Raw genomic sequence first — 21,118 nt, 5'->3', positions numbered from 1 at the left:
AATTGGTCCACCAATTTCTGAACAGTTATTCTAAATGAGGTAAAAAATGAGCGAACAAGTACAGCGATTTTTCAATCCGGGGGAGCAGCTTAATATTCATCAGTCGTGGTCTCGTGAAGCATCACCACAGTACGAGAGTGCTGAAGTTTGGATCCCAGGGCGCTTACACTTCGGCGTATTAAACTTTTCACATATGTCACCTGGATTAGGTGGTGGTGGCGTCGGTATTTCTACAGACACAGTGGGCTACAAAGTAAAAATATCAAAAAACGAACCTGAGAACAGGTGTGATATTGCCAGTGGCCGACATTTAATTGAACTGTTTTGCCAATGTGTTAATTACAAAGGTAACGACATACACATTGAACTTGAAAAACTTATCGAGCACAAACACAGTGGCTTTGGTTCTAACGTATCTTTCAATACAGCCGTTATTGCAGGGCTAAATGCCTTTTTCGGCTCGCCCTATTCTGTACAAGAAGTGTGGGATATTGTTACTCAAAACTATATAGAAAACGCCAGTACAAACGGAAAACTGTATTTTGGTTTAGATACTGGTGTTGGTGAAGCATGCTTTTTATATGGTGGCATCGTATGGATCCAAGCTGATGCCACTAATAGCCGCTTTGTCACGAATGTACCCACCGATAATTTATGGGTCGTCACAACCGTAGGTAATAGAGCCAACCTCAATGGCGAACTACTCGAGTCTTACGGACAAGGTGCCGCGCTATCCGAAGATGTTGAAACTCAACTTGTCGCAGAGCATTTTATGGCATGTGAACAAAAATATGGCCAAAAGTTACGTAAATTTATGCATCAGGATTTTTTCCCCGCACTACTCAGCCAAGATTTGGACACCGTACTTGAGCTCGGTTGGGAGATGAATAAATTCAGTAATATCAAAGTGCTTGAAGGCATCTATAAATCAGAAGTATTGCAAAACCTAAACTCCTGTTTATTACAACATGGAGCAAGTTACGCAGGTATGAGCAGCGCAGGACCCGGCTACTTTGCACTTGCCGACTCAAAAGAAAAAGCACTTGAACTTGCCGAGCTCATAGAAAAAGAATTTTCACCCTATTTTTCAGATGTATGTGTTGGTCGTGCAGGCAAAAAGCTATCTATCACTTTGAAGTAGATACTGGTGAATATTGCTCACTCTACATAAGGAATAAATGTGAAAAGTTCTACAAAAGTCCAAATTTACCTTGGTGCAGCAACTGAACAAGATGTGCTTGACTGTGTATCCTGTAAGCCCGATTTCATGGGCTTTGTAGCTGATGATAATATCATTGGTAACGAAGCACTAGATGGACACGTTTTGCCTAGTCTGTCACAGGTTAAACATCTGTTTACGCTGATCCCCAATCACATTTGTAAGGTTGCATTAGTGTTTCGTAACAGCTTTGATGACATCGCTTCAGTGCTGGAATATCTACAACCTGACGTTGTGCATATTGCATGTAAAAAGCCAATTCCACTTGCTGAGCTGTCTAAGTTACGAAGCACCTTTAGCCACGTAAAGATCATGCTAGCCATTGCTATAAACAAGCCTAATGCTATCACTGTAGCATTAGGCTATCAGCATCTATGTGATTACTTCTTACTTGATAGCGAGGGCTCTGACGAGGAGCACCCATACGGCGTTGGTGCAACTGGTGCGACACATGATTGGAATACCAGTGCTGAACTTGTAAACCGAGTTGCAATTCCAGTTGTGTTAGCAGGTGGTTTATCGGTTAACAATGTCAACCAAGCAATCAACATTGTAAAGCCATGGGCCGTTGATTCATTTACTCACACAAACTTGGCACCCAATCGATTGAGTCGTAAAGACCCCAAAAAGGTCTCTGCTTTTATCAATTTAGTCAAAGGCGACTAATAAGCTATAAGTGAACAGCACGGATGCGTCACTTATTTTAACATTTACGATGCCGTCATGATTTTTAAATAATCTCCCTTTTGCTAGAATTTGCTAACTCTAGCAAAGGTTGTCGGCTAACTGCATTCATACCAATTGCCTTGTAATCACCCCTATTTGGTAGACGTCGATGAGTGGTCTAAAACCGCATTGTGTAAATGATATGAAATCAAATATCAAGATCTGATCAAACTGCCTTTCATATGTGCTTAACTGCTTGATACAATGCTCAAACCACATACACAAGACGTGCTTAGGCACTTAGCCTTTGCCAAATTAATATAGATATCATTACATTGGATAAAAACTCTAAACAGTCAGTGACTATACATGACGTCGCGCGTGTCGCAGGTGTATCAAAATCTACCGTGTCGCTGGTATTGCAAGGAAAAGGAAAAACCAGTGCTCTGGCAAAAGAAAAAGTGCATGCGGCCATACAACAAACCGGCTATGTGTATAATCGAGAAGCAGCCGCTTTGCGCAGTAAATCATCAGATTTAGTCGCCATTGTTGTGAACGACTTGACCACGCCATATTGCGCAAAACTAGCTGTGACCCTCGAAAACCATATCCGCGCACTTGGCTTTATGACAACATTAGTGAATACCAATGACAATGCACTCACCCAAGCACAAGTGATTGCTAAGCTGCAAGAGTATCGAGTCAGGGCACTCGTGATTTCCCCTGCCATCAACACCCAAGCCAGTTGGCTCAATCAGCTAAAAACACCTCACACTCAAGTTGTCACAATCATGCGTCAAGTTGCCAACAGTAACGTACCGTGCGTATTACCCAACAACGAGCATGGCATATGTCAAGCGACACAAGCTTTGCTGGCAAAGGGGCACAAACACATCGCTTTTATTGGTGGTGACGCAGTGGCGTCTGAGTATATCCAGCGCTTAAATGGGTTTAACAACGCCTTAAATGGACAACATGATATTCAAAGTTGGGTTTTCAATAGTTCTGCAAATCGCCATGGTGGTCGCATCGCTATGTCTCAATGTCTAGCACAAGTACCGCAGGTTGAGTCAGTTGTATGTTTTAACGATGTAGTCGCATATGGCGCCATCGAACATTTAAGAGAACAAGGCCTAAGACCAGGAACTGACATTAGCATTATTGGTTTTGAAGATTTAGACGATTCACAGTTTATGAACCCACCACTGAGCAGTATTCGAGTTGATGCTGACGAAATCGCCAAAACAGTTTGCGATTTAATCTTGAATAACACCCAAGAAGGGGTTTTCCTAACGAACACTGAATTTATTCAGCGACAGTCATAAGACAAGCTAATAAAAAAGCTAAAATGCCACTTTATTAGCTTGTACATTACATCCTACTTTTTACTTTATTAGTTGCCTGCGCCACACTTGGGTCATCAGGCCAAAAATGCTTGGGGTAACGCCCTTTCATTTCCTTTTGTACATCTTTGTAGCTGGTTTGCCAAAAGTTCGCTAAATCTTGAGTTAACTGCAACGGTCTTTGTGCGGGTGATAATAACTCCATCAGCAATGACAATTGCCCATCACAGAGTTTAGGGGTGTCATTTAGGCCGTAAACTTCTTGCATTTTAACCGATAATTTAGCTGGCCCGTCTAATTGGTAATAAACCTTTATGTTCGAGCCGCTGGGCACCCTAATACGCACAGGTAGAATATCTCCTAAGCGCTGCTGCAGCTCCCAACTTAGTATGCTGTTTAATGCATTGGCTAAGTCAAACTTTTTAAGTTGGTCTAACTGCTTAATATCGTCTAAGTAAGGTGCTAACCACATGTTGAGGTTAGTGAGTAATGCGGCTTCATCTACCTGCTTAAACTCCTGAGGATAAAAACGTTGTGCCAACGTCATACGAGTGAGCAGTTGTTCAACTTGCGGGTATTGACTAAACAACGCTAAACCATGCTTGTGAACTAAACTTATCCAAGCCTGTGTGCGCGCTTGTACATCGATGGGTTTATCACATGGCTTAGCATCAACAATTAAAGAACCAATGACAGTGCGATCTTCATGTAAAAAGCGTGCTCTTTTTTCATCAAACTCACACACACTTTGTTTTATAAATAAGTGAGGAAGCTGCTGTTGAAGTAGTGGTAAATCTAGCTCAGTGGCACTAAATATCCGCTGACCTTTGTGACCGCCCAGCGTCGCAATTGCTAAAAAACCTGAGTCTAACCAGTAGCTTTCGTGAGTGTTCACCCCTGCGCCATTAGCCAATACAAAACCTTGTCCACGACGCTTAGCTAGCCTATCAGGAAACGCCAGCGCAACAACCACGCTTAGATATTCACACGCCAACTCTTTGGGTTTATTAATTTTTAAACGCTTTAACCAAACATTAAGTTGCTCAGAAAAAGCCTTATGCGGACGTTCAAACTGAGATTGTAAAGTTACTCTAAGCTCAGGAGAACCATTCACACGGCTTTCCAGCAAGGCAACAAAATAGCAAGCAAGCGCACTGATACCAGGTAGCTGCTGTTCCATCTCAGTTGCCTTTATCAACATATGCGCAAGTCTAGGTTCAGTACCAAATTCATGTATACGCTTGCCCAACGCTGTGAGTTTATTTTGCTCGTCAAATGCCTCGAGCTGTCGCAATAACGACTCAGCTTGCGTAATAGCGGCTGATGTTGGCTTATCCAATAGCGGCAATTGATTAATATTGGTGCCCCATACTTTTGCCTCTAACACTAAAGGCGTAATATCTGAGCACAAAATTTCTGGGGTCTCATGTTTATCACGTCGCTCAAACTGCGCATGAGATCCCAATCGATATACTACCCCCGACTCAACTCTACCTGCTCGGCCCGCACGTTGAATGGCGGATGAGCGCGAGATAGATAAAGTGCTTAATTCCGTTACACCCGTTTTTATATTAAATTTTGCAGCTCTTCGTTTACCACTATCAATAACAATACGAATGCCTTCAATTGTTAACGACGTTTCAGCAACGTTGGTTGTTAACACGACTTTACGCCGGCCTAGCTGAGCAGGCGCAATCGCTGTTTGCTGTGTTGCCTTATCTTGCTCCCCAAATAGCGCCACGACATCAATATCGTTGCTCAATCTATCAATAAGTTGCTGTTGCACATATTTTATTTCCCGTTGTCCGGGCAAAAACACTAAGGCACTGCCAGATTGTTGCTGTAGTGCGAGCGTCACGAGAGCTGGCATGGCTTCAAGCCATTTCGCTTCATCATTTAATGGCTGATAAATTTCTGCCACAGGAAAACTGCGTCCATCTGATGACACAATGGGACATTGCAAAAATGACTGATACCGCTCGCCATCTAAAGTAGCTGACATAACCAAAATGCATAAATCATCTCGAAAAGCTGACTGGGTTTCTAGGGCAAATGCCAGTGCAGTGTCGGCAGCAAGTGAGCGTTCATGGAATTCATCAAATATAACAAGATCGACATCAGTAAGTTCTGGGTCTGCTTGCAACATACGTGTTAACACGCCTTCTGTGACGATTTCTAAACGCGTGTCGTTGGATAGATTCACCTCATTACGCATTCTTAAGCCAATGCTTTGGCCCAAGGGCTCATTTTGTTGTGCTGCCAAAAAATACGCAATATTGCGCGCAGCTAAACGACGCGGTTCAAGCATAATGATACGGTTAAAACGATTATCCCGCAGCAACTGTAAGGGTAACCATGTAGATTTACCGGCTCCGGGCGGTGCTTGCAACAATACAGTTTTATTGTTCGCAAATTCAGACGTTAGTTGGCCGTAGACAGCTTCAATGGGTAACACTTTCAAAACTCTAATAAATGCTTTTTGCAGATCCTACCATGTTAGTCATAAACACTTAACCTATTGCCATTGCTTAAAGACGCTAAATCACCATGCTTATTAGTAAATTATGACAAATTTCATAAAAACACCTCTTTAATAAATAAAACACACAATTAGATTAACTTTTGGTTATTTTTTTGTAAAAATAGCGAGCGAGTTAATTTGTTAACTCTTCTCAATAGATGGATACTAATACAAGGATTAACAAATGTTCAGCAACTCTTATCAGAAGATACTCACAGTCATTTTAAAGTGCTTTTGCTCTTTACGTCAGCATGAGGTTTAAATGTCTAAATACTATTTAAGGCTTGCTTGGATAAGCCTGTATAAGTCACCGATATTGAGTGCTTTGATGATACTTATCATAGCGATAGGTATTGCTACCTCCATGGTTGCTTACACCGTTACCGATAAGATATCTAAACACCCTATTGAGCACAAAGCAGATACTATCTTACGTTTGTACCTGAGCAGTTGGAACCTTGACCAACCATATAAAGAGCATCAAGGAAAAGAAGAAGCCCCCAATCGTATTTCTTACCGCGATGCTGTTAATCTAACAAAAGTTCATCAAGAAAGTGATTTAGTAAACGCGCAAACATTGGTTGCTGAACATAAAGCGCAAACTAGAACAGCCTCACAAACTACAACTCAAGCAAAAATGCGCTTTATGTATACGGTCAACAATACATTTTTTTCTATGTTTGATTCACCATTTTTATATGGTGCTCCATGGAGTGATGAGGCCGATGTGAAAGGCAAATTTACGATTGTTATTAGTAAAGTGCTTAATGACGAGTTGTTTAATGGTCAAAACTCAGTTGGCAAACACATCATTTTGGACGACCATGTTTTCACTATTTCTGGTGTGTTAGATACGTGGGCACCTGTACCCAAGTTTTTTGGCTATGCAAGCTTTGCTTTTCAACGCCCCCATGACCTATACATTCCTTTTACAACAAGAGTGAATGCAGGCCTTTACTCTAGAAATGCATTTACCTACCAGTGCCCACAGTATCCAGAAGAAGCAACATTTGAGCTAATCCTAAACTCTGAGTGTGTGTGGAGCTCAATGTGGGTTGAGCTAAATCAGGGCGAAGACCGACAGGCCTATCATGACTTGATAAATAGATATGATGCTCAGCAAAAACAACTCGGGCGTTTTCCTCGGGCGCTGCCAAGCTACACACGCACCATAGAGGAGTACTTTGTGGTGGAAGGCGTTGTCCCCGAGTATACGGGTATTGCTCGCTGGATAGCTTTTGCATTTTTGGTTGTTTGCTTACTCAATTGTATGAGCTTACTTATCAATAAATTTCATAATAAAAAAGGCGAAATTGGGCTTCGCCGCGCTATAGGCGCGAGTAAGCAAGATATCGCTTTTCAATTTGCCAGTGAAACAGCCTTGCTTGGACTATTAGGAGGCATTGCCGGTTTGGTCCTCGCACAATTAGGGCTAAGCGGAGCACAACAGGCATTTAGCTTTTTAAATGACAGTATTATGCAAATGGACAACTTTACCCTTGCAATGACATTGCTATTTTCCATCGGTTTAACCTGCTTGTTTGGCCTGTGGCCAGTTTATAATGCAATGCATGTTCAACCATCTAGCCAACTAAAAAACTTATAAGGGTGTAAAATGAACGATTTAATGCCCATTTTAAAGTCAATGTATAAACGCAAGTCTAATGTGTTGCTGTTGATACTACAGATTTCTATTACCCTTACTATTTTGGTTAACACCGCCTATATATTGTCGCAAAAGTACCAAAGAATTAATCAAGACAGCGGCTTAAATGAAGCCGATACCTTCAGCTTTGTTATGAATCTGCAAGGTAGCTCAGATGAGCTGTTGAGTTTATTGACACAAGATTTAATGGCGATCAGGTCATTAGAAAGTGTAAAAAGCGCCGCTCATGTATCCAATATTCCTTATTCTTCATGGGGAGGCGCGGCCCCTATTAGTTTGTTAGATCAACAAGGTGCTCCCTTATTTAGGCCAGCTTATTATTTTGCTGATGAGCACTTATTAGAGGCATGGGATATACAAATTATCGCTGGTAGATGGTTTAATGAAAGTGATATTTTTTATTATCGCAAAACCACAGACAATACCGAGATCCAACAATTGCTCGTAATCTCACAAGCCCTAGCACAAAAGCTCTACCCTGCAAACTGGCGTCAAGCTATCGGTACTCAAATTTACGTCAGTTCAGAAGTATACTCAATCATAGGGATTGCCAAGCAAGTGCCCAGCGCTTGGAGTTGGTGGAAGAACCATGACTTTGGCGTAATAAGTAATGCTAATCATCTAACTTTTGACCCTAAAATATCGGTTAAAGCGATGCCCGGTATGCGCGAACAAGCTATGCAAGATGTGAAAGAACAACTAATGCAAACGCCAGGAAGATGGATCGACAGGTTTGAGTCTTTTGAGTCTATTCGAAAAAGGAATCATCAAAGTGACTCTGCAATAGCATATACACTCATCAGCATCATCACAATTATCACTATCGTGGTCGCATTAGGCATTTATGCACAAGTTCGATTCTCAATTGTCACGCGTCGTAAGCAGATTGGCACTCGGCGCGCTTTGGGCGCAAGCAAGTCACAAATTCTTAGATACTTTATGCTAGAGAGCTTTGTTATTAGTAGTATTGGTATAGTTGTTGGTATTATTTTTGCGATAGTTATCAATGCTTATTTAGTGGATACCATGTCACTCAGTGCCGTGCCTTTTAACTACTTGTTGATTGGTGCAGTGAGCATGTGGATTTTAGGGCTGCTTGCAACGTTACAACCCGTTATACAAGCAACTAAAGTGTCGCCTGCCATTGTAACTCGCGGGATTTAGCAATAAAAAACGCTTGGCGTAGCAAAACCACCAAGCGTTTTAAATAGCTCAAGTAACTAATTTAGGGTGCGTCGTAACCCAGATTTGGTGATAACCAACGCTCAGCCTCCGCTAAAGTCATCCCTGTGCGCTTAGCATAGTCTTCAACTTGGTCTTTTTGAATCGCAGCAACAGCATAGTATTTTGACTGAGGGTGTGAGAAGTACCAACCCGACACGGCTGCGCCCGGCCACATGGCATAAGAGCTCGTTAATTTCATACCGATACGCTGTTCAGTATTGAGTAACTGCCAGATTTTTTTCTTCTCGGTATGCTCAGGACAAGCCGGATACCCTGGCGCAGGTCGAATGCCTTGGTAATTTTCACGGATAAGCTCATCATTACTCAAGTTTTCATCTGGCGCATAACCCCAATACTCTTTGCGCACTTGCTCATGTAGATACTCAGCAAATGCTTCAGCGAGTCTGTCAGCAACCGCCTTAACCATGATTTTATTGTAATCGTCATGCTTGGCGTCATAGGCTTGTGCTAAGTCGTCTTCTTCTAGACCACCTGTTACTGCAAACGCACCAAAGTAGTCAGCAACGCCTTTTGGTGCAATATAGTCCGCTAAACAGTAATTAGGGAAGTCTGTTTTTTCAGTTTGTTGACGTAAATGACACGATAGTGCCAGCACCTCTGAGCGAGTTTCATCGCTATAAATTTCGATATCATCTCCAACTCGGTTTGCAGGGAATAGTCCAATCACGCCTAGCGGCTGCAGCGCACCCGAGGCTTCAAATTCATCCAGCATTGCATTGGCGTCAGCAAATAAGCTTTGTGCTTGCTCGCCGACTATCTCATCATTAAGAATTCTCGGATATTTCCCCGCCAATGACCAAGTCATAAAAAATGGTGTCCAATCGATATATTGGCGTAAGGTTTTGATACTTACATCGGTAAACTCAGTTACCCCTAACTTTTTCGGCACCGGTGGTGTGTAGTTATCCCAATCAAGCTTGATGGCATTGTCTCGTGCACGTTGTAATGTGACAGGCTTCGAACGTGGTTTTTTTCGAGCTTGCTGCTCACGAACTTTTTCGTATTCCTCTTTCGTTTTCGCCAAAAAGCTACTTTTTTGATTTTTACTCAGTAGGTTAGAAACCACTCCCACGGCTCGACTGGCATTGTTAACATACACAACCCCTTTGTCGTACTGTGGCTCAATCTTCACCGCAGTATGTGCCTTAGATGTTGTAGCACCACCAATAAGTAACGGTAGCTCAAACCCTCTGCGCGTCATTTCTTTGGCAACATGTACCATTTCATCTAACGATGGTGTGATAAGCCCTGATAATCCGATAACATCTGCTTTTTCATCGATGGCTGTTTGCAGAATTTTTTCTGCAGGGACCATCACGCCAAGATCAATCACTTCATAGTTATTACACTGCAAAACTACACCCACGATATTTTTCCCTATATCGTGCACATCGCCCTTAACTGTTGCCATGACAATCTTACCATTGGTCTCGCCTTCTTGTTTTTCCGCTTCAATATATGGGTCAAGATAGGCAACTGCACGTTTCATAACACGCGCAGATTTAACCACTTGCGGTAAAAACATTTTACCGGCGCCGAACAGATCCCCGACCACGTTCATGCCATCCATTAACGGCCCTTCGATCACTTCGATTGGCTTATTCATGCCTGCTCGGCACTCTTCGGTGTCTTCATCAATGTATTCAGTGATGCCTTTAACCAATGCATGCTCTAAACGCTTGGCAACTGGCCAGCTGCGCCATTCAAGGTCTTCAACCTTAGCCGCTTGGGCCATACCCGAGTACTTAGGAGCAAGCTCCACTAAGCGTTCGCCAGCCTGTGGGTCTTTATTGAGGATCACATCTTCAACCGCTTTTCTTAGCTCTTGAGGTATATCGTCATATACCGCGAGCTGTCCTGCGTTAACGATCCCCATATCCATGCCTGCTTGGATTGCATGGTATAAAAATACTGAGTGAATAGCTTCACGTACCGGATTGTTCCCGCGAAATGAGAAAGATACATTCGATACACCGCCCGATACCTTACAATGTGGCAGGTTTTCCTTTATACGGCGCGTGCCTTCAATAAACTCAACGGCGTAATTATCATGCTCTTCAATTCCCGTTGCTACCGCAAAAATATTAGGGTCAAAAATAATATCCTCTGGCGGGAAACCAATTTGGTCTACCAAAATACGGTATGAACGTTCACAAATTTCAAATTTACGCTGGGCGGTTTCTGCTTGCCCTGTCTCATCAAAAGCCATCACTACAGCAGCCGCGCCAAAGCGTTTAATGATTTTTGCTTGATGAATAAACGGCGCTTCCCCTTCTTTTAAAGAGATTGAGTTAACAATGGCTTTGCCCTGAATGCACTTTAAGCCCGCTTCGATCACTTCCCATTTTGACGAGTCAACCATAATAGGCACACGAGAAATGTCAGGTTCAGAGGCAATTAGGTTCAAAAACTTCACCATAGCGGCCTTTGAGTCCAACATGGCTTCGTCCATGTTGATGTCTATTACTTGTGCCCCGTTTTCTACTTGCTCGCGAGCAACGTCTAAGGCTTTTTCATATTCTTCTTCTAAAATTAGCCGTTTAAAACGCGCTGAGCCTGTGACATTAGTACGCTCACCAACGTTAGTAAATATGGCTGTAGATTGTTGCGTCATAAGATACTTCCTAATTCAAATTGCAGGCTTCAAGACCCGCCAAGCGCATGCGAACTTCAAGCTCAGGTAACTGACGTGGCGCAACATGCTCAAGCCCTTTGGCAAACGCTTTTATATGCTCAGGTGTAGTGCCACAACAACCACCTACGATGTTGATCAGACCTTCTTGACCCCAATCGATAATTTCTTTGGCCATTTCTGAGGCTTCCAAATCATACTCACCAAATTCATTAGGTAACCCCGCATTGGGGTGTACTGAGGTAAATGTTTCACAAACTCTCGATAACTCAACCACATATTGACGCAATAGGTCTGGACCTAACGCACAATTCAAACCAATTGAAAGCGGCTTAATATGGCGAATAGAGTTATAAAACGCTTCGGTGGTTTGCCCTGATAGTGTGCGCCCTGAAGCATCGGTAATAGTACCAGAAATCATCACAGGTAAGGTGACACCCGACTGCTCAAAGGCCTCTTCCACTGCAAACGAGGCCGCCTTGGCATTGAGCGTATCAAATATCGTCTCAATTAAAATTAAATCTGCCCCACCTTCAATCAACGCAAGCGTTGACTCAATATATGCCTCAACCAGCTTATCAAAGGTAATGTTTCTGTACCCAGGGTCATTCACATCTGGCGAAATTGAGCAGGTTTTTGACGTTGGCCCTAAGACGCCAGCCACATAACGTGGTTTTGCTGGGTTTTGTGCTGTGTATTCGTCACATAATCTGCGAGCAAGTTGCGCTGAGGCAACATTAATCTCTCGACTAATGCTTGCCATATCGTAGTCTTCCATTGAGATGGTGGTCGCATTAAAGGTATTTGTTTCGATAATATCAGCGCCAGCATCTAAAAACTGACGATGAATGCCTTCAATAACATCGCTCTTAGTAATGCTCAGCAAATCATTGTTGCCTTTTACCAGTACGTGCCAGTCTTTAAACCTTTCACCTCGATAGTCTTGTTCTTCGAGTTTGTGTTGTTGGATCATGGTGCCCATCGCACCGTCCAAGATTAAAATGCGTTGCTTTAAAGCCTCAGTTAAGGCTGTGCGTTTATTCGGCATAATTGTTAGTCCTTACATCTTGGCTAACGAGGTTAATATCGTATGGCGTTGTTTGGTAAACGTAGTAGTTTAACCAGTTGGAGAATAACAAAAAGGCATGGCTTTGCCACGTTTTAGCAGGCTTTTGCGATGCATCATCGTTAGGAAAATAATTGTGTGGTTTTGGGGCGTCATCACTTTTAGCAATGTCGCGTTGATACTCTTTAAGTAACGTGTCTGCATCATACTCTGGATGTCCAGTAATATACACTTGGCTCCCAGAGACATTTTTAATTAAATACGCCCCAACTTCTTCAGAGCCTGCCAAAATCACCAGCTCCTTATGCTTTGCTATCTGCTGCGGATCAATATGACCATAACGAGAATGAGGAACTAAAAACTCATCATCAAAGCCACGAGTTAAAGCACCATGTTCAAAATAACACTGGTGTTTAAACACGCCACACAGCTTGTCTTTTCTTAGCTCTCGCTTTAAGCCATGATGATGGAACAGCCCAGCGTGCGCCGCCCAGCACGAAAACAGCGTCGACGTTACATGATGCTCTGCCCAATCAAAAAATTCTTGTAATTCACGCCAATAAATCACGTCATCATACTCAAGATGCGCTAATGGTGCGCCCGTGATGATCAACGCATCATAGTTTTGCTCTTTTACATCTGAAAAATAGCGATAAAACATATCTAAATGCTGTTCAGAATTATCCGAGGTACGATGCGTATCGAGACGCAATAAATCAACGTTAACTTGTAGCGGAGAGTTTGCCAATAAACGGATAAATTGCACCTCAGTTTCAACCTTGTTTGGCATTAGGTTTAGTATTGCCAAACGCATCGGACGGATCTCTTGGGTTTTGGCACGGCTTTGCGGCATAACGAATACATTTTCTTGACGCAGGCGCACAATTGCTGGCAATTCATCTTTTACTGTAATTGGCATACTTCACTCCCTAATTTAGGTTTAGCAGACATTATGAATGGAATCTTAAAAATATCAACCTCTAGATGTTTAGACGTCTAAATATTTTCAATGAACGCTTTAACTGTTGTTACATACTCATTACCATTCACGTATTGCCACTGACGGATTATAAAAATGAATAACAACTTATTTTCAGCACTTCCCAATGACAAAAGCAAAGAACATATTGAAGATTTAATTACGAGTAAAAATGTTCGAATTGAGAGAATAGTTTCTTATGGCCAAACTTCAGATGACGCGTTTTGGTATGACCAAGAAGAACATGAATGGGTGATGGTATTGTCAGGCAGCGGCACTGTCGAATTTAGCAATGGGCAGAAATACACACTTGAGCAAGGAGACTTCCTTACTATTCCTGCCCACACACAGCATCGAGTGAGCCATACGTCCACAGAGCAAGCAACCATTTGGCTTGCAGTGTTTTACAACGACTAACAGGGTCAAAAACTCTAAGAACAAATACACAATCAAACTTGTGTCTCTAAAAACTCAATAGCAGACTTTTCTTTGCTATCAAAGTTACCATCAGCCTCTGCCACCTCACGGGCAATTTTTAACGCTAACTCGCGCATAGGCTGATCCACAATGTACTTCATGCGGTGCTTAATAAACGCTTCGATATCAGCAGTTTTAACAGCGTGAATACACTTGCCAGTCATGTCTGCAATATAGTTATCCATGCTTACTGCTGAGTTCCAATTAAGCGTAGTAGCCCACTCTTTCACGACATTTAGTTCAACATCACAGACACTACCATCAACTGCGACAAATAATAGTGCCAAGTCTAATAGTGATTCTTTTTGTAACTGCTCTACACAAATTCCACTATCAAAGTGGTCAAGCAACTGCTCAAATTTCATAATCCATACTCCTTGAAGTCAATAATCAATGTACTCACCACCATGTGGCTATAATCCACTACTACCATATTAGACAATTATTAAAATGTCACATTAAAAACTCTCATCATCTTATGCTCCGCTACACTTAGTAACGTTGGCCTTTAATGTTGGTAGCCGCATGCGTATTGGATTTATAGTGTTATTAGCCTTATTAAGCAATCACTTGTGCTCGCAAGAGGTCTCAGTGACCATCGAAAAAGACATATATGATTACGCCCAAACAATACTCTCAGGGCAGTCTGTACACAATATAGAAAATTTTAATCACCCTTTGTGTCAAAGAGATGTTGTTGACTTTGTCATTATTCAAAAAGCAATAAAACTCGGCGGACTAGATCTCACATTCAAGTTTGAACTTGGTAACTATGATGCAAGGAATATCAGGCTTTTGCTTGATGGCTTGTTGCTCGTTAGTTTCGATACCATATGGTATCAGCAGCTTAGTAAACACACTGATAAGCTTTATATTTCCGACCCAATAATTCGCAAAGGTGAGTATGTTACTGGCATATATACGTCACCTAACAACATTAACGACTTAAAGCGTAAAATTAGCAACGACTTGTCGAACGTTTCTATCGTATCAAGTCGCGCATGGTACACCGACTGGCAAACATTAAAAGCCCTAAAACCTAAGTCGCTTGAAGATGAAGCTGATTGGATTGTGATGGCAAAAATGGTTAGTCGGGGCTGGATTGATGGCATGCTGGTCTCATTCAATAATCAAAGCCCTTTTCAATACAGTGGCCACGACTATTTTATCGAAGCTGTGCCTGACATTAAAATACCTTTGCAAGATAGCCGGCACTTTGCGGTTTCTCGCTCACACCCATTAGCAGAGCAAACATTTAAAGCACTACAAATTGGTATCAAGAAGCTAAGATCACAAGGGTTTATCAAACGCGCATATCAACAATGTGGTTTTTTTAATGAGATGGTAAAAGACTGGCGAGCAATTATACCGCAAAATACACCTGAATAATCACTGATGATTATTCATCACAGCTTAAAAACCAAGCATAACTGTATTGATATTATATGTATGTTACAGCATACTAAAACAGCTAAGTATAAGTAACCTAATGAATATATTTAAAATATTTTGAGAACCGATTTCAAAATAACCATTTGTATAAATCCACACAAAACTTTATGCAGCTGTTTAAAGTTAGGCATACAGCCAATGACCTATGGATAACTACATCAAACTAACAGCTCAGCCTTCACATAGTAGGGATAGGTTAAGAGCAATTACAACAACACCTGTTTTAACATGAATGGATTTCTGGAGTTTCTGCATGTTTTCGCCAATAAATATAAAATCTTTCGCAATTATCATTTATGCAACCCTTCTACTTGGCTGCCTATCTGCGGAGCAAAAAACCGCACAAGATCAATATTCTCAACAAGATATCGCCTATGTGAACGGCCAGTTTTTTAATCCAAGCCTAGGCTTTGAGAGCAAAACGGTTATTATAAGAGAAGGTATTGTCATCGCTAATGTTGTTGCTTTGGCGGATAACTTTCCAGGTAAAGTCATTGACTTACAAGGTAAGTGGGGGATCCCAGGGCTCATAGATATGCATACCCATTCATTTGGTAACTTTATTCCAAATGCTAAAAATGATGCTCCCGGAACTCAAGGTGTTTCACAAAGAGTATTAAAAGCTGGCGTTACAGGGTTAGTTGACTTATTTGGGGATGAAACTGCACTTATTGATGTAAGAACTCGACAACGCAACGCCGAGTTTGTTGGTGCTGATATCTATGCTAGCCTCACTTGCTTTACGGCTCCTAAAGGACATTGCTCAGAGTATGGCATTACCACAAGAACGGTCAGCACTGTTGAGCAAGCACAAAAGCAGATGGTGGAACTGGCAAAGCAAAAGCCAGATGTTATTAAAATTGTTTATCAACCAAGCGACGACCAACCTTCAATTTCCAAAGCCGTGTTTGCGCAGTTAGTTCAAGATTCTAAAAAGCTGGGCATAAAATCCATTGCACATATTAAAACTTGGCAAGATATTAGAGATGCAGCCGAAGTCGGCGTTTCAGCAGTTACTCACGTGCCAAGGGGGAAAATACCGCAAGACATTGCTGATTTGATGGCAAACTCTGACGTTGCAATTATACCTACCTTGAGCGTTCATAGCGATTTTGTGAACTATTTATTTGACCCTTCCGTACTTGACGCACCACTGCTTTCACAACTTGTGCCTGACACTTTAATTTCCGCCTATCGCTCCAATGAGCTAATTGCTAAATACCAAGACCGCGAGACGAGTTTCCAACAAAGAAATGAGGCTACGTTTGCCGCTGTTAAAGCCATGAGTGATGCTGGCGTTAAAGTTTTGGTTGGCACCGATGCCGGAAATTGGAATACCATTCAAGGGTATTCTGTGCACAGAGAAATGAAACTATTGACCGATGCGGGTATATCGCCGCTGCAAGCGATTGCATCAGCAACCACACATTCGGCAAACTTTTTAGGTATCAAAAGTGGCTTTCATGAAGGGGATCATGCTAATTTTGTTATCTTAAATGCATCCCCTGTTGAAGACATTTTAAATACTCAACAGATAGCGCTGGTAGTAAAAAATGGCAACATAGTAGTGCAAAATGATCTGAGCCTGAGCAAACTATAATACTCAATGAACAAGCTGGCAGACTAGCCACTATATAGCCAAAAAACCCGCATTAAGCGGGTTTTCTATAATTAGTCAGTTTGGCTATGTACGTTTTTTCGGTTTTTGCACACGCTGATTGTGCTTTTTAACCGCTTTGCGAATTTGGTTAATTTTAGCGCGCTTATCTTTGCGTTTTTCAGGCATAACCGACAGCTTAGTTTGTGTCTCATTACGCAATTTTACCGATTTGCGCAGGTAGTTCACATCTTCGAGTGTCAGCTCTTCCCAGCCACCTTGCGGCAGCCGCTTATTAAGCTCTAATTTACCATAGCGAATACGAATTAGGCGTGATACTTCAACTTCTTGTGATTGCCACAAGCGACGCACTTCACGGTTACGACCTTCCGTCAGCGTAACATTAAACCACTTGTTAATGCCCTCGCCGCCCATCGGTTTAATTTTTAAAAACTTCGCAGGGCCGTCATCTAACTCTACGCCTTTGGTTAGGTTTTTCAGGGTTTCGTTTGTTACCTCGCCAAATACGCGTGCGGAATACTCACGCTCTACTTCATATTTAGGGTGCATTAAACGGTTAGCTAATTCACCGTCGTTGGTAAATAACAATAATCCTGAGGTATTAATATCAAGACGACCTATGGCTATCCAGCGGTCACCATCTAAGCGCGGCAGTCTATCGAATACGGTACGACGCCCTTCTGGGTCTTTACGTGTACACAATTCACCTTCTGGCTTGTGATACATGATCACACGGCAAATTCTGTCTTCTTGTTGCTCAATTTTAACGATATGGCCATCAACACGGATTACCGCATTCTCTTCAACCCTATCACCTAACCTTGCCACTTTACCATCAACACTCACACGGTTTGCGTCAATGTATTTTTCCATTTCACGGCGTGACCCCACACCGGCTCTGGCTAATACTTTTTGTAACTTTTCACTCATTAAGATGGTTCTCTCACAGAAGGATCGTTCAACATCTGGTCTATTTTTACATTGTGTTGCTCTGGTAATTTAGGCAACATGTTTAAACCAGACAAAGAAAAATAATCTAAAAATTGTTTTGTGGTTGCGTACAATGCAGGCTTTCCTGGTACCTCTTTGTAACCCACGACTTTTATCCATTCACGTTCTTGTAAGCTCTTCATAATATTAGAGCTCACCGTCACACCACGTACTTGCTCAATCTCCCCTCGGGTGATTGGCTGACGATAGGCTATTAATGCGAGCGTCTCTAACGTGGCTCGCGAATATTTGGGTGCTTTTTCTTGAAATAGGTTACTAAGCCAAGGACTTAAACTCGCACAGGCTTGGAATCTAAAACCCGTAGCAACTTCCACCAGTCGAATGCCACGTGTTTGATAATGTTCAAAAATACTATTGAGGGCTTGGTCTATACGTACATTAGATACGGCAATATCTTGCAAAACCGTTTCTTTCAAACGCTTTTTTGACAACGGTTTGTCGGCAACAAATATTGCTGCTTCTATTAGCTCAACAAGTTGTTCATCGCTAATTCGACGTGTTGCCATACTCTTGCTGCCTCATCAACACACAAACGACTATTATGACAGAGGTTGCGCTACTGTTGTAGCTGCAAACTCAAATAAATTTCACTATCGGGTGCTACTTGCAAGCAGGTTATCAATTGCTCTTTAATCAGCTCCAGCATTGCAATAAAGGTAACAACTACACCACTTCGCCCTTCGTCAACTTTAAATAGCTTATTGAATGCGCACGGGCCTGCATGCTCAGATAAGTACTGAAGTATTTGGCTCATTCGCTCTCGAGTAGATAGCGTCTCTGCACTGATATGATGATGCTCGAAGGTTTTCGCTCTGGCCATCACATCACCCAGTGCCAGTATCAGCTCTTTAAGATCGATATCTGGAAATAGCACATCAGGTTCTGCTGATTCATCTAATAAGGCATGTGCGGTGAAAATATCACGACCAACACGAGGGATCACATCTAAGTTTTCTGCAGCTAATTTAAACTGCTCGTACTCTTGCAAGCGCCTAACCAGCTCAGCTCTTGGGTCTTCTTCTTCTTCAAGCTCTTCATGCACTGGCAACAGCATGCGTGATTTTATTTGCGCCAGCAGAGCTGCCATGACCAAGTATTCTCCTGCCAGCTCCAGTTGTAGGTCTTTCATCAGCTCTACGTAAGCAACATATTGCTCGGTAATACTCAAAATCGGCAGCTGTAAAATATCGAGTTTGTGGCGCTTAATCAGATATAAAAGCAAATCTAACGGACCTTCAAAGGTCTCTAGTATCACTTCCAGCGCATCGGGCGGAATATAGAGATCTTCAGGCTTTTCAACCATCGCTTCGCCATTTAAAAACGCCAGCGGTAGTTTTTGTTGCACAGGTACGTCATTCACTATGTCTTACTCAAATACGGAGGTATCACCGCAACCAACGCGCAAAATTTCAATGTCGTCTTCTGATAAATCAACTACCGTTGTCGCTTGTTCGATTAAATAGCCACCGTGAATGATTAAATCCACTTGCTTTTCAATTCTCATGCGAATTTCATCGGGATCTGATTCTGTAAATTGCTCACCCGGTAAAATCAGTGAACAAGACATCATAGGCTCGCCCAACTCTGCAAGTATTGCCGATGCGATTGGGTGGTCAGTAACCCGCATACCGATGGTTTTTTTCTTATCATTGAGTAATCGTTTCGGAACCTCTTTTGTGCCTTTGAAAATAAAGGTGTAAGGCCCTGGGGTATTATTTTTTATCAAGCGAAACATTTGGTTATCAACTCGTGCATAGGTCGCAAGCTCAGACAAATCACGACACATCAAAGTAAAGTTATGATGTTTTTCAATACCACGAATACGCTCTATACGTTCTTTTGCTTGTTTATTACCGATGGCACAGCCTATGGCATAACCAGAGTCAGTTGGATAAACCACAACGCCACCTTGCTGAATAATTTCAACTGCCTGCTTGATGAGCCTAGCTTGTGGGTTTTCTGGGTGAATATGAAAAAATTGGCTCACTGTAAACGCTCCTCGTCCGTTTGCCAAAACTGCCAAACACCTTGACAATCTTTTGGTAAGTATAGGTTTTTTCCGAGTTCTAACCAAGGCATTGGGTAATGAAAGTCTGAACCTTGGCTAGCTAATAGGCCATATTCTTGACTTAATTGCCCCAAAAATTGGCGTTCGCAAGGCGCCTGTTGAGGCTGCGCAACTTCCATTGCCTGACCACCAACACTCTTAAACTCGTTGAGTAACTTACGTAACCACTTGCTCGACATTTGATAGCGAGCGGGATGCGCTAACACGCTCACGCCTCCAGCGGTCTTGATTGCATCAATTGCCGTTGCCATATCGCACCACTGACTAGGAACATAACCGGTTTTATTTCGCGCTAAAAACTTTTTAAATACCCCTTGTATATCTTTTGCAACTCCCCGCTCAACTAAGGCAGCAGCAAAATGTGCACGAGTGATTTCTGCGCTAGCAGCTAGCTCTTTGGCACGGTCATAAATGCCCTCATAGCCTCTTTTGGCTAAACGCTGACCAATTTCTTTCGCACGCGCCTCACGCTTAGCCTGCTGTGTCTGCAACAGTGCGGTAAGCTTTGGATTTGCAATGTCTACTGACAGTCCAACAATATGGATTTCAAAGCTCTGCCATTTAGTTGAGATCTCTACACCAGAGATCAGCTCTAAGTTCAGCGCATGCTCTTTGATGTAGTGCCTTGCAGGTGTAATAGCAGCGGTGGTGTCATGATCAGTAATCGCCAGTACATCAACGCCTTTTTCTGTTGCGCGCTCTAAAAGCTCTGCCACGCTTAAACGACCATCAGAAAAAGTGGTATGACTGTGTAAGTCGTATTTTATCAAATTTGCCCTTTGTTACATCATTGCTTTGTATTAGGCTAACAAGTATATCATCGGATCATGCTACGACCTTTGACTATTTTTTGCTTTTTGTACAAGTTTTATTAGCAAAAGGGTTGACAGAACATGAAACTGTAGGGTTTACTGTACCCACTAAAGACATCTAAACGTATAAAACCATGAAAACAACAATGAATAAAAACAACATTTGGTGGTGGCACTCGTAATTGCGGGTGATTCGTTGTGTCTTAACGAAATTTCAAACCCGCTTAAACAAGCGGGTTTTTTTATATCTAAATTTTAGGAAAAAATAATGTTCAACAATGTATCTACAATTTCTTCTTGGTGGTGGTGCCTGGCTTAGCGGGACGGCATTGTTGTAACTATC

The 21,118-nt window shown here is 42.2% G+C and carries 18 protein-coding genes; 8 read left to right on the top strand and 10 right to left on the bottom strand.

The window, feature by feature from the left end:
* The first annotated feature begins 46 nt into the window (after nt 1–46).
* The 3 genes from HG263_RS10760 to HG263_RS10750 all read left to right on the top strand — a co-directional run bounded on the left by HG263_RS10760 (nt 47) and on the right by HG263_RS10750 (nt 3,210).
* Nucleotides 47–1,141, top strand: coding sequence for a hypothetical protein (locus HG263_RS10760; RefSeq protein ID WP_171626073.1), 1,095 nt, complete (start codon nt 47–49; stop codon nt 1,139–1,141).
* A gap of 39 nt (nt 1,142–1,180) precedes the next feature.
* The gene (locus HG263_RS10755) at nt 1,181–1,885 is read left to right on the top strand and encodes a phosphoribosylanthranilate isomerase (RefSeq protein WP_171626072.1); all 705 of its coding nucleotides are present in this window, start codon (nt 1,181–1,183) and stop codon (nt 1,883–1,885) included.
* Between the two features lie 335 nt (nt 1,886–2,220).
* Complete coding sequence (locus HG263_RS10750) at nt 2,221–3,210, top strand: LacI family DNA-binding transcriptional regulator (RefSeq protein ID WP_171626071.1); 990 nt, start codon at nt 2,221–2,223, stop codon at nt 3,208–3,210.
* Nucleotides 3,211–3,256: 46 nt separating this feature from the next.
* Here HG263_RS10750 and hrpB read toward each other — a convergent pair whose 3' ends face one another.
* Nucleotides 3,257–5,683: an ATP-dependent helicase HrpB gene (gene hrpB / locus HG263_RS10745; protein ID WP_171626070.1), complete on the bottom strand. Its 2,427-nt coding sequence runs from the start codon at nt 5,681–5,683 to the stop codon at nt 3,257–3,259.
* Nucleotides 5,684–6,011: 328 nt separating this feature from the next.
* On the opposite strand from hrpB, the gene HG263_RS10740 reads away from it, so the two are divergent.
* A complete protein-coding gene (locus HG263_RS10740; RefSeq protein WP_171626069.1) occupies nt 6,012–7,355 on the top strand; it encodes an ABC transporter permease in 1,344 nt (447 codons plus the stop codon).
* A 9-nt stretch (nt 7,356–7,364) separates the two neighbouring features.
* Entirely contained in the window at nt 7,365–8,579 is a 1,215-nt protein-coding gene (locus HG263_RS10735; protein WP_171626068.1) for an ABC transporter permease, read from the top strand.
* A 61-nt stretch (nt 8,580–8,640) separates the two neighbouring features.
* On the opposite strand, the gene metH is transcribed toward HG263_RS10735, so the two are convergent.
* Genes metH through HG263_RS10720 form a run of 3 tightly spaced genes read right to left on the bottom strand, consistent with a single transcriptional unit; the run spans nt 8,641 to nt 13,277 of the window.
* Nucleotides 8,641–11,274, bottom strand: coding sequence for a methionine synthase (gene metH / locus HG263_RS10730; RefSeq protein WP_171626067.1), 2,634 nt, complete (start codon nt 11,272–11,274; stop codon nt 8,641–8,643).
* 10 nt (nt 11,275–11,284) lie between these two features.
* Entirely contained in the window at nt 11,285–12,340 is a 1,056-nt protein-coding gene (locus tag HG263_RS10725) for a homocysteine S-methyltransferase family protein (RefSeq protein WP_171626066.1), read from the bottom strand.
* Nucleotides 12,330–13,277, bottom strand: a complete 948-nt coding sequence (locus HG263_RS10720; RefSeq protein WP_171626065.1) for a homoserine O-succinyltransferase — start codon at nt 13,275–13,277, stop codon at nt 12,330–12,332. Before HG263_RS10720 ends, HG263_RS10725 begins: the two co-directional genes overlap by 11 nt.
* Nucleotides 13,278–13,433: 156 nt before the next feature.
* Here HG263_RS10720 and HG263_RS10715 point away from each other — a divergent pair, with 156 nt between their 5' ends.
* The gene (locus tag HG263_RS10715; protein WP_171626064.1) at nt 13,434–13,754 is read left to right on the top strand and encodes a cupin domain-containing protein; all 321 of its coding nucleotides are present in this window, start codon (nt 13,434–13,436) and stop codon (nt 13,752–13,754) included.
* Between the two features lie 32 nt (nt 13,755–13,786).
* Here HG263_RS10715 and HG263_RS10710 read toward each other — a convergent pair whose 3' ends face one another.
* Nucleotides 13,787–14,179 carry a tellurite resistance TerB family protein gene (locus tag HG263_RS10710; protein WP_171626063.1) on the bottom strand — a complete coding sequence of 131 codons (393 nt, stop codon included), beginning with the start codon at nt 14,177–14,179 and terminating at the stop codon, nt 13,787–13,789.
* Between the two features lie 160 nt (nt 14,180–14,339).
* Here HG263_RS10710 and HG263_RS10705 point away from each other — a divergent pair, with 160 nt between their 5' ends.
* Together HG263_RS10705 and HG263_RS10700 are read left to right on the top strand one after the other, a co-directional pair.
* Nucleotides 14,340–15,203: a hypothetical protein gene (locus tag HG263_RS10705; RefSeq protein ID WP_246239934.1), complete on the top strand. Its 864-nt coding sequence runs from the start codon at nt 14,340–14,342 to the stop codon at nt 15,201–15,203.
* A 316-nt stretch (nt 15,204–15,519) separates the two neighbouring features.
* Nucleotides 15,520–16,866 carry an amidohydrolase family protein gene (locus HG263_RS10700; RefSeq protein ID WP_171626062.1) on the top strand — a complete coding sequence of 449 codons (1,347 nt, stop codon included), beginning with the start codon at nt 15,520–15,522 and terminating at the stop codon, nt 16,864–16,866.
* 84 nt (nt 16,867–16,950) lie between these two features.
* Here HG263_RS10700 and rluB read toward each other — a convergent pair whose 3' ends face one another.
* The 5 genes from rluB to rnm all read right to left on the bottom strand — a co-directional run bounded on the left by rluB (nt 16,951) and on the right by rnm (nt 20,733).
* A complete protein-coding gene (gene rluB, locus HG263_RS10695) occupies nt 16,951–17,814 on the bottom strand; it encodes a 23S rRNA pseudouridine(2605) synthase RluB (RefSeq protein WP_171626061.1) in 864 nt (287 codons plus the stop codon).
* Nucleotides 17,814–18,401, bottom strand: a complete 588-nt coding sequence (gene scpB, locus HG263_RS10690) for an SMC-Scp complex subunit ScpB (RefSeq protein WP_171626060.1) — start codon at nt 18,399–18,401, stop codon at nt 17,814–17,816. The genes rluB and scpB overlap by 1 nt, the downstream gene beginning before the upstream one ends.
* Nucleotides 18,402–18,451: 50 nt before the next feature.
* The gene (locus HG263_RS10685) at nt 18,452–19,198 is read right to left on the bottom strand and encodes a segregation and condensation protein A (protein ID WP_171626111.1); all 747 of its coding nucleotides are present in this window, start codon (nt 19,196–19,198) and stop codon (nt 18,452–18,454) included.
* Between the two features lie 63 nt (nt 19,199–19,261).
* A complete protein-coding gene (locus tag HG263_RS10680) occupies nt 19,262–19,882 on the bottom strand; it encodes an L-threonylcarbamoyladenylate synthase (protein ID WP_171626059.1) in 621 nt (206 codons plus the stop codon).
* The gene (gene rnm, locus HG263_RS10675) at nt 19,879–20,733 is read right to left on the bottom strand and encodes an RNase RNM (protein WP_171626058.1); all 855 of its coding nucleotides are present in this window, start codon (nt 20,731–20,733) and stop codon (nt 19,879–19,881) included. The genes HG263_RS10680 and rnm overlap by 4 nt, the downstream gene beginning before the upstream one ends.
* Between the last annotated feature and the right edge of the window lie 385 nt (nt 20,734–21,118).

Source organism: Pseudoalteromonas caenipelagi, from assembly GCF_013140855.1.
GTDB lineage: Bacteria > Pseudomonadota > Gammaproteobacteria > Enterobacterales > Alteromonadaceae > Pseudoalteromonas > Pseudoalteromonas caenipelagi.
Note: the sequence above shows the minus strand (reverse complement) of the source record. Positions and strands in the feature narration are given on the sequence as shown.

What these genes read in the sequence shown, in the direction of transcription:
- HG263_RS10705 (WP_246239934.1), top strand. Translation starts at nt 14,340, where the DNA reads ATGCGTATTGGATTTATAGTGTTATTAGCCTTATTAAGCAATCACTTG.
- HG263_RS10740 (WP_171626069.1), top strand. Translation starts at nt 6,012, where the DNA reads ATGTCTAAATACTATTTAAGGCTTGCTTGGATAAGCCTGTATAAGTCA.
- HG263_RS10700 (WP_171626062.1), top strand. Translation starts at nt 15,520, where the DNA reads ATGTTTTCGCCAATAAATATAAAATCTTTCGCAATTATCATTTATGCA.
- metH (WP_171626067.1), bottom strand. Translation starts at nt 11,274, where the DNA reads ATGACGCAACAATCTACAGCCATATTTACTAACGTTGGTGAGCGTACT.
- HG263_RS10710 (WP_171626063.1), bottom strand. Translation starts at nt 14,179, where the DNA reads ATGAAATTTGAGCAGTTGCTTGACCACTTTGATAGTGGAATTTGTGTA.
- HG263_RS10725 (WP_171626066.1), bottom strand. Translation starts at nt 12,340, where the DNA reads ATGCCGAATAAACGCACAGCCTTAACTGAGGCTTTAAAGCAACGCATT.
- HG263_RS10735 (WP_171626068.1), top strand. Translation starts at nt 7,365, where the DNA reads ATGAACGATTTAATGCCCATTTTAAAGTCAATGTATAAACGCAAGTCT.
- HG263_RS10715 (WP_171626064.1), top strand. Translation starts at nt 13,434, where the DNA reads ATGAATAACAACTTATTTTCAGCACTTCCCAATGACAAAAGCAAAGAA.
- HG263_RS10685 (WP_171626111.1), bottom strand. Translation starts at nt 19,198, where the DNA reads ATGGTTGAAAAGCCTGAAGATCTCTATATTCCGCCCGATGCGCTGGAA.
- rluB (WP_171626061.1), bottom strand. Translation starts at nt 17,814, where the DNA reads ATGAGTGAAAAGTTACAAAAAGTATTAGCCAGAGCCGGTGTGGGGTCA.
- HG263_RS10720 (WP_171626065.1), bottom strand. Translation starts at nt 13,277, where the DNA reads ATGCCAATTACAGTAAAAGATGAATTGCCAGCAATTGTGCGCCTGCGT.
- HG263_RS10760 (WP_171626073.1), top strand. Translation starts at nt 47, where the DNA reads ATGAGCGAACAAGTACAGCGATTTTTCAATCCGGGGGAGCAGCTTAAT.
- scpB (WP_171626060.1), bottom strand. Translation starts at nt 18,401, where the DNA reads ATGGCAACACGTCGAATTAGCGATGAACAACTTGTTGAGCTAATAGAA.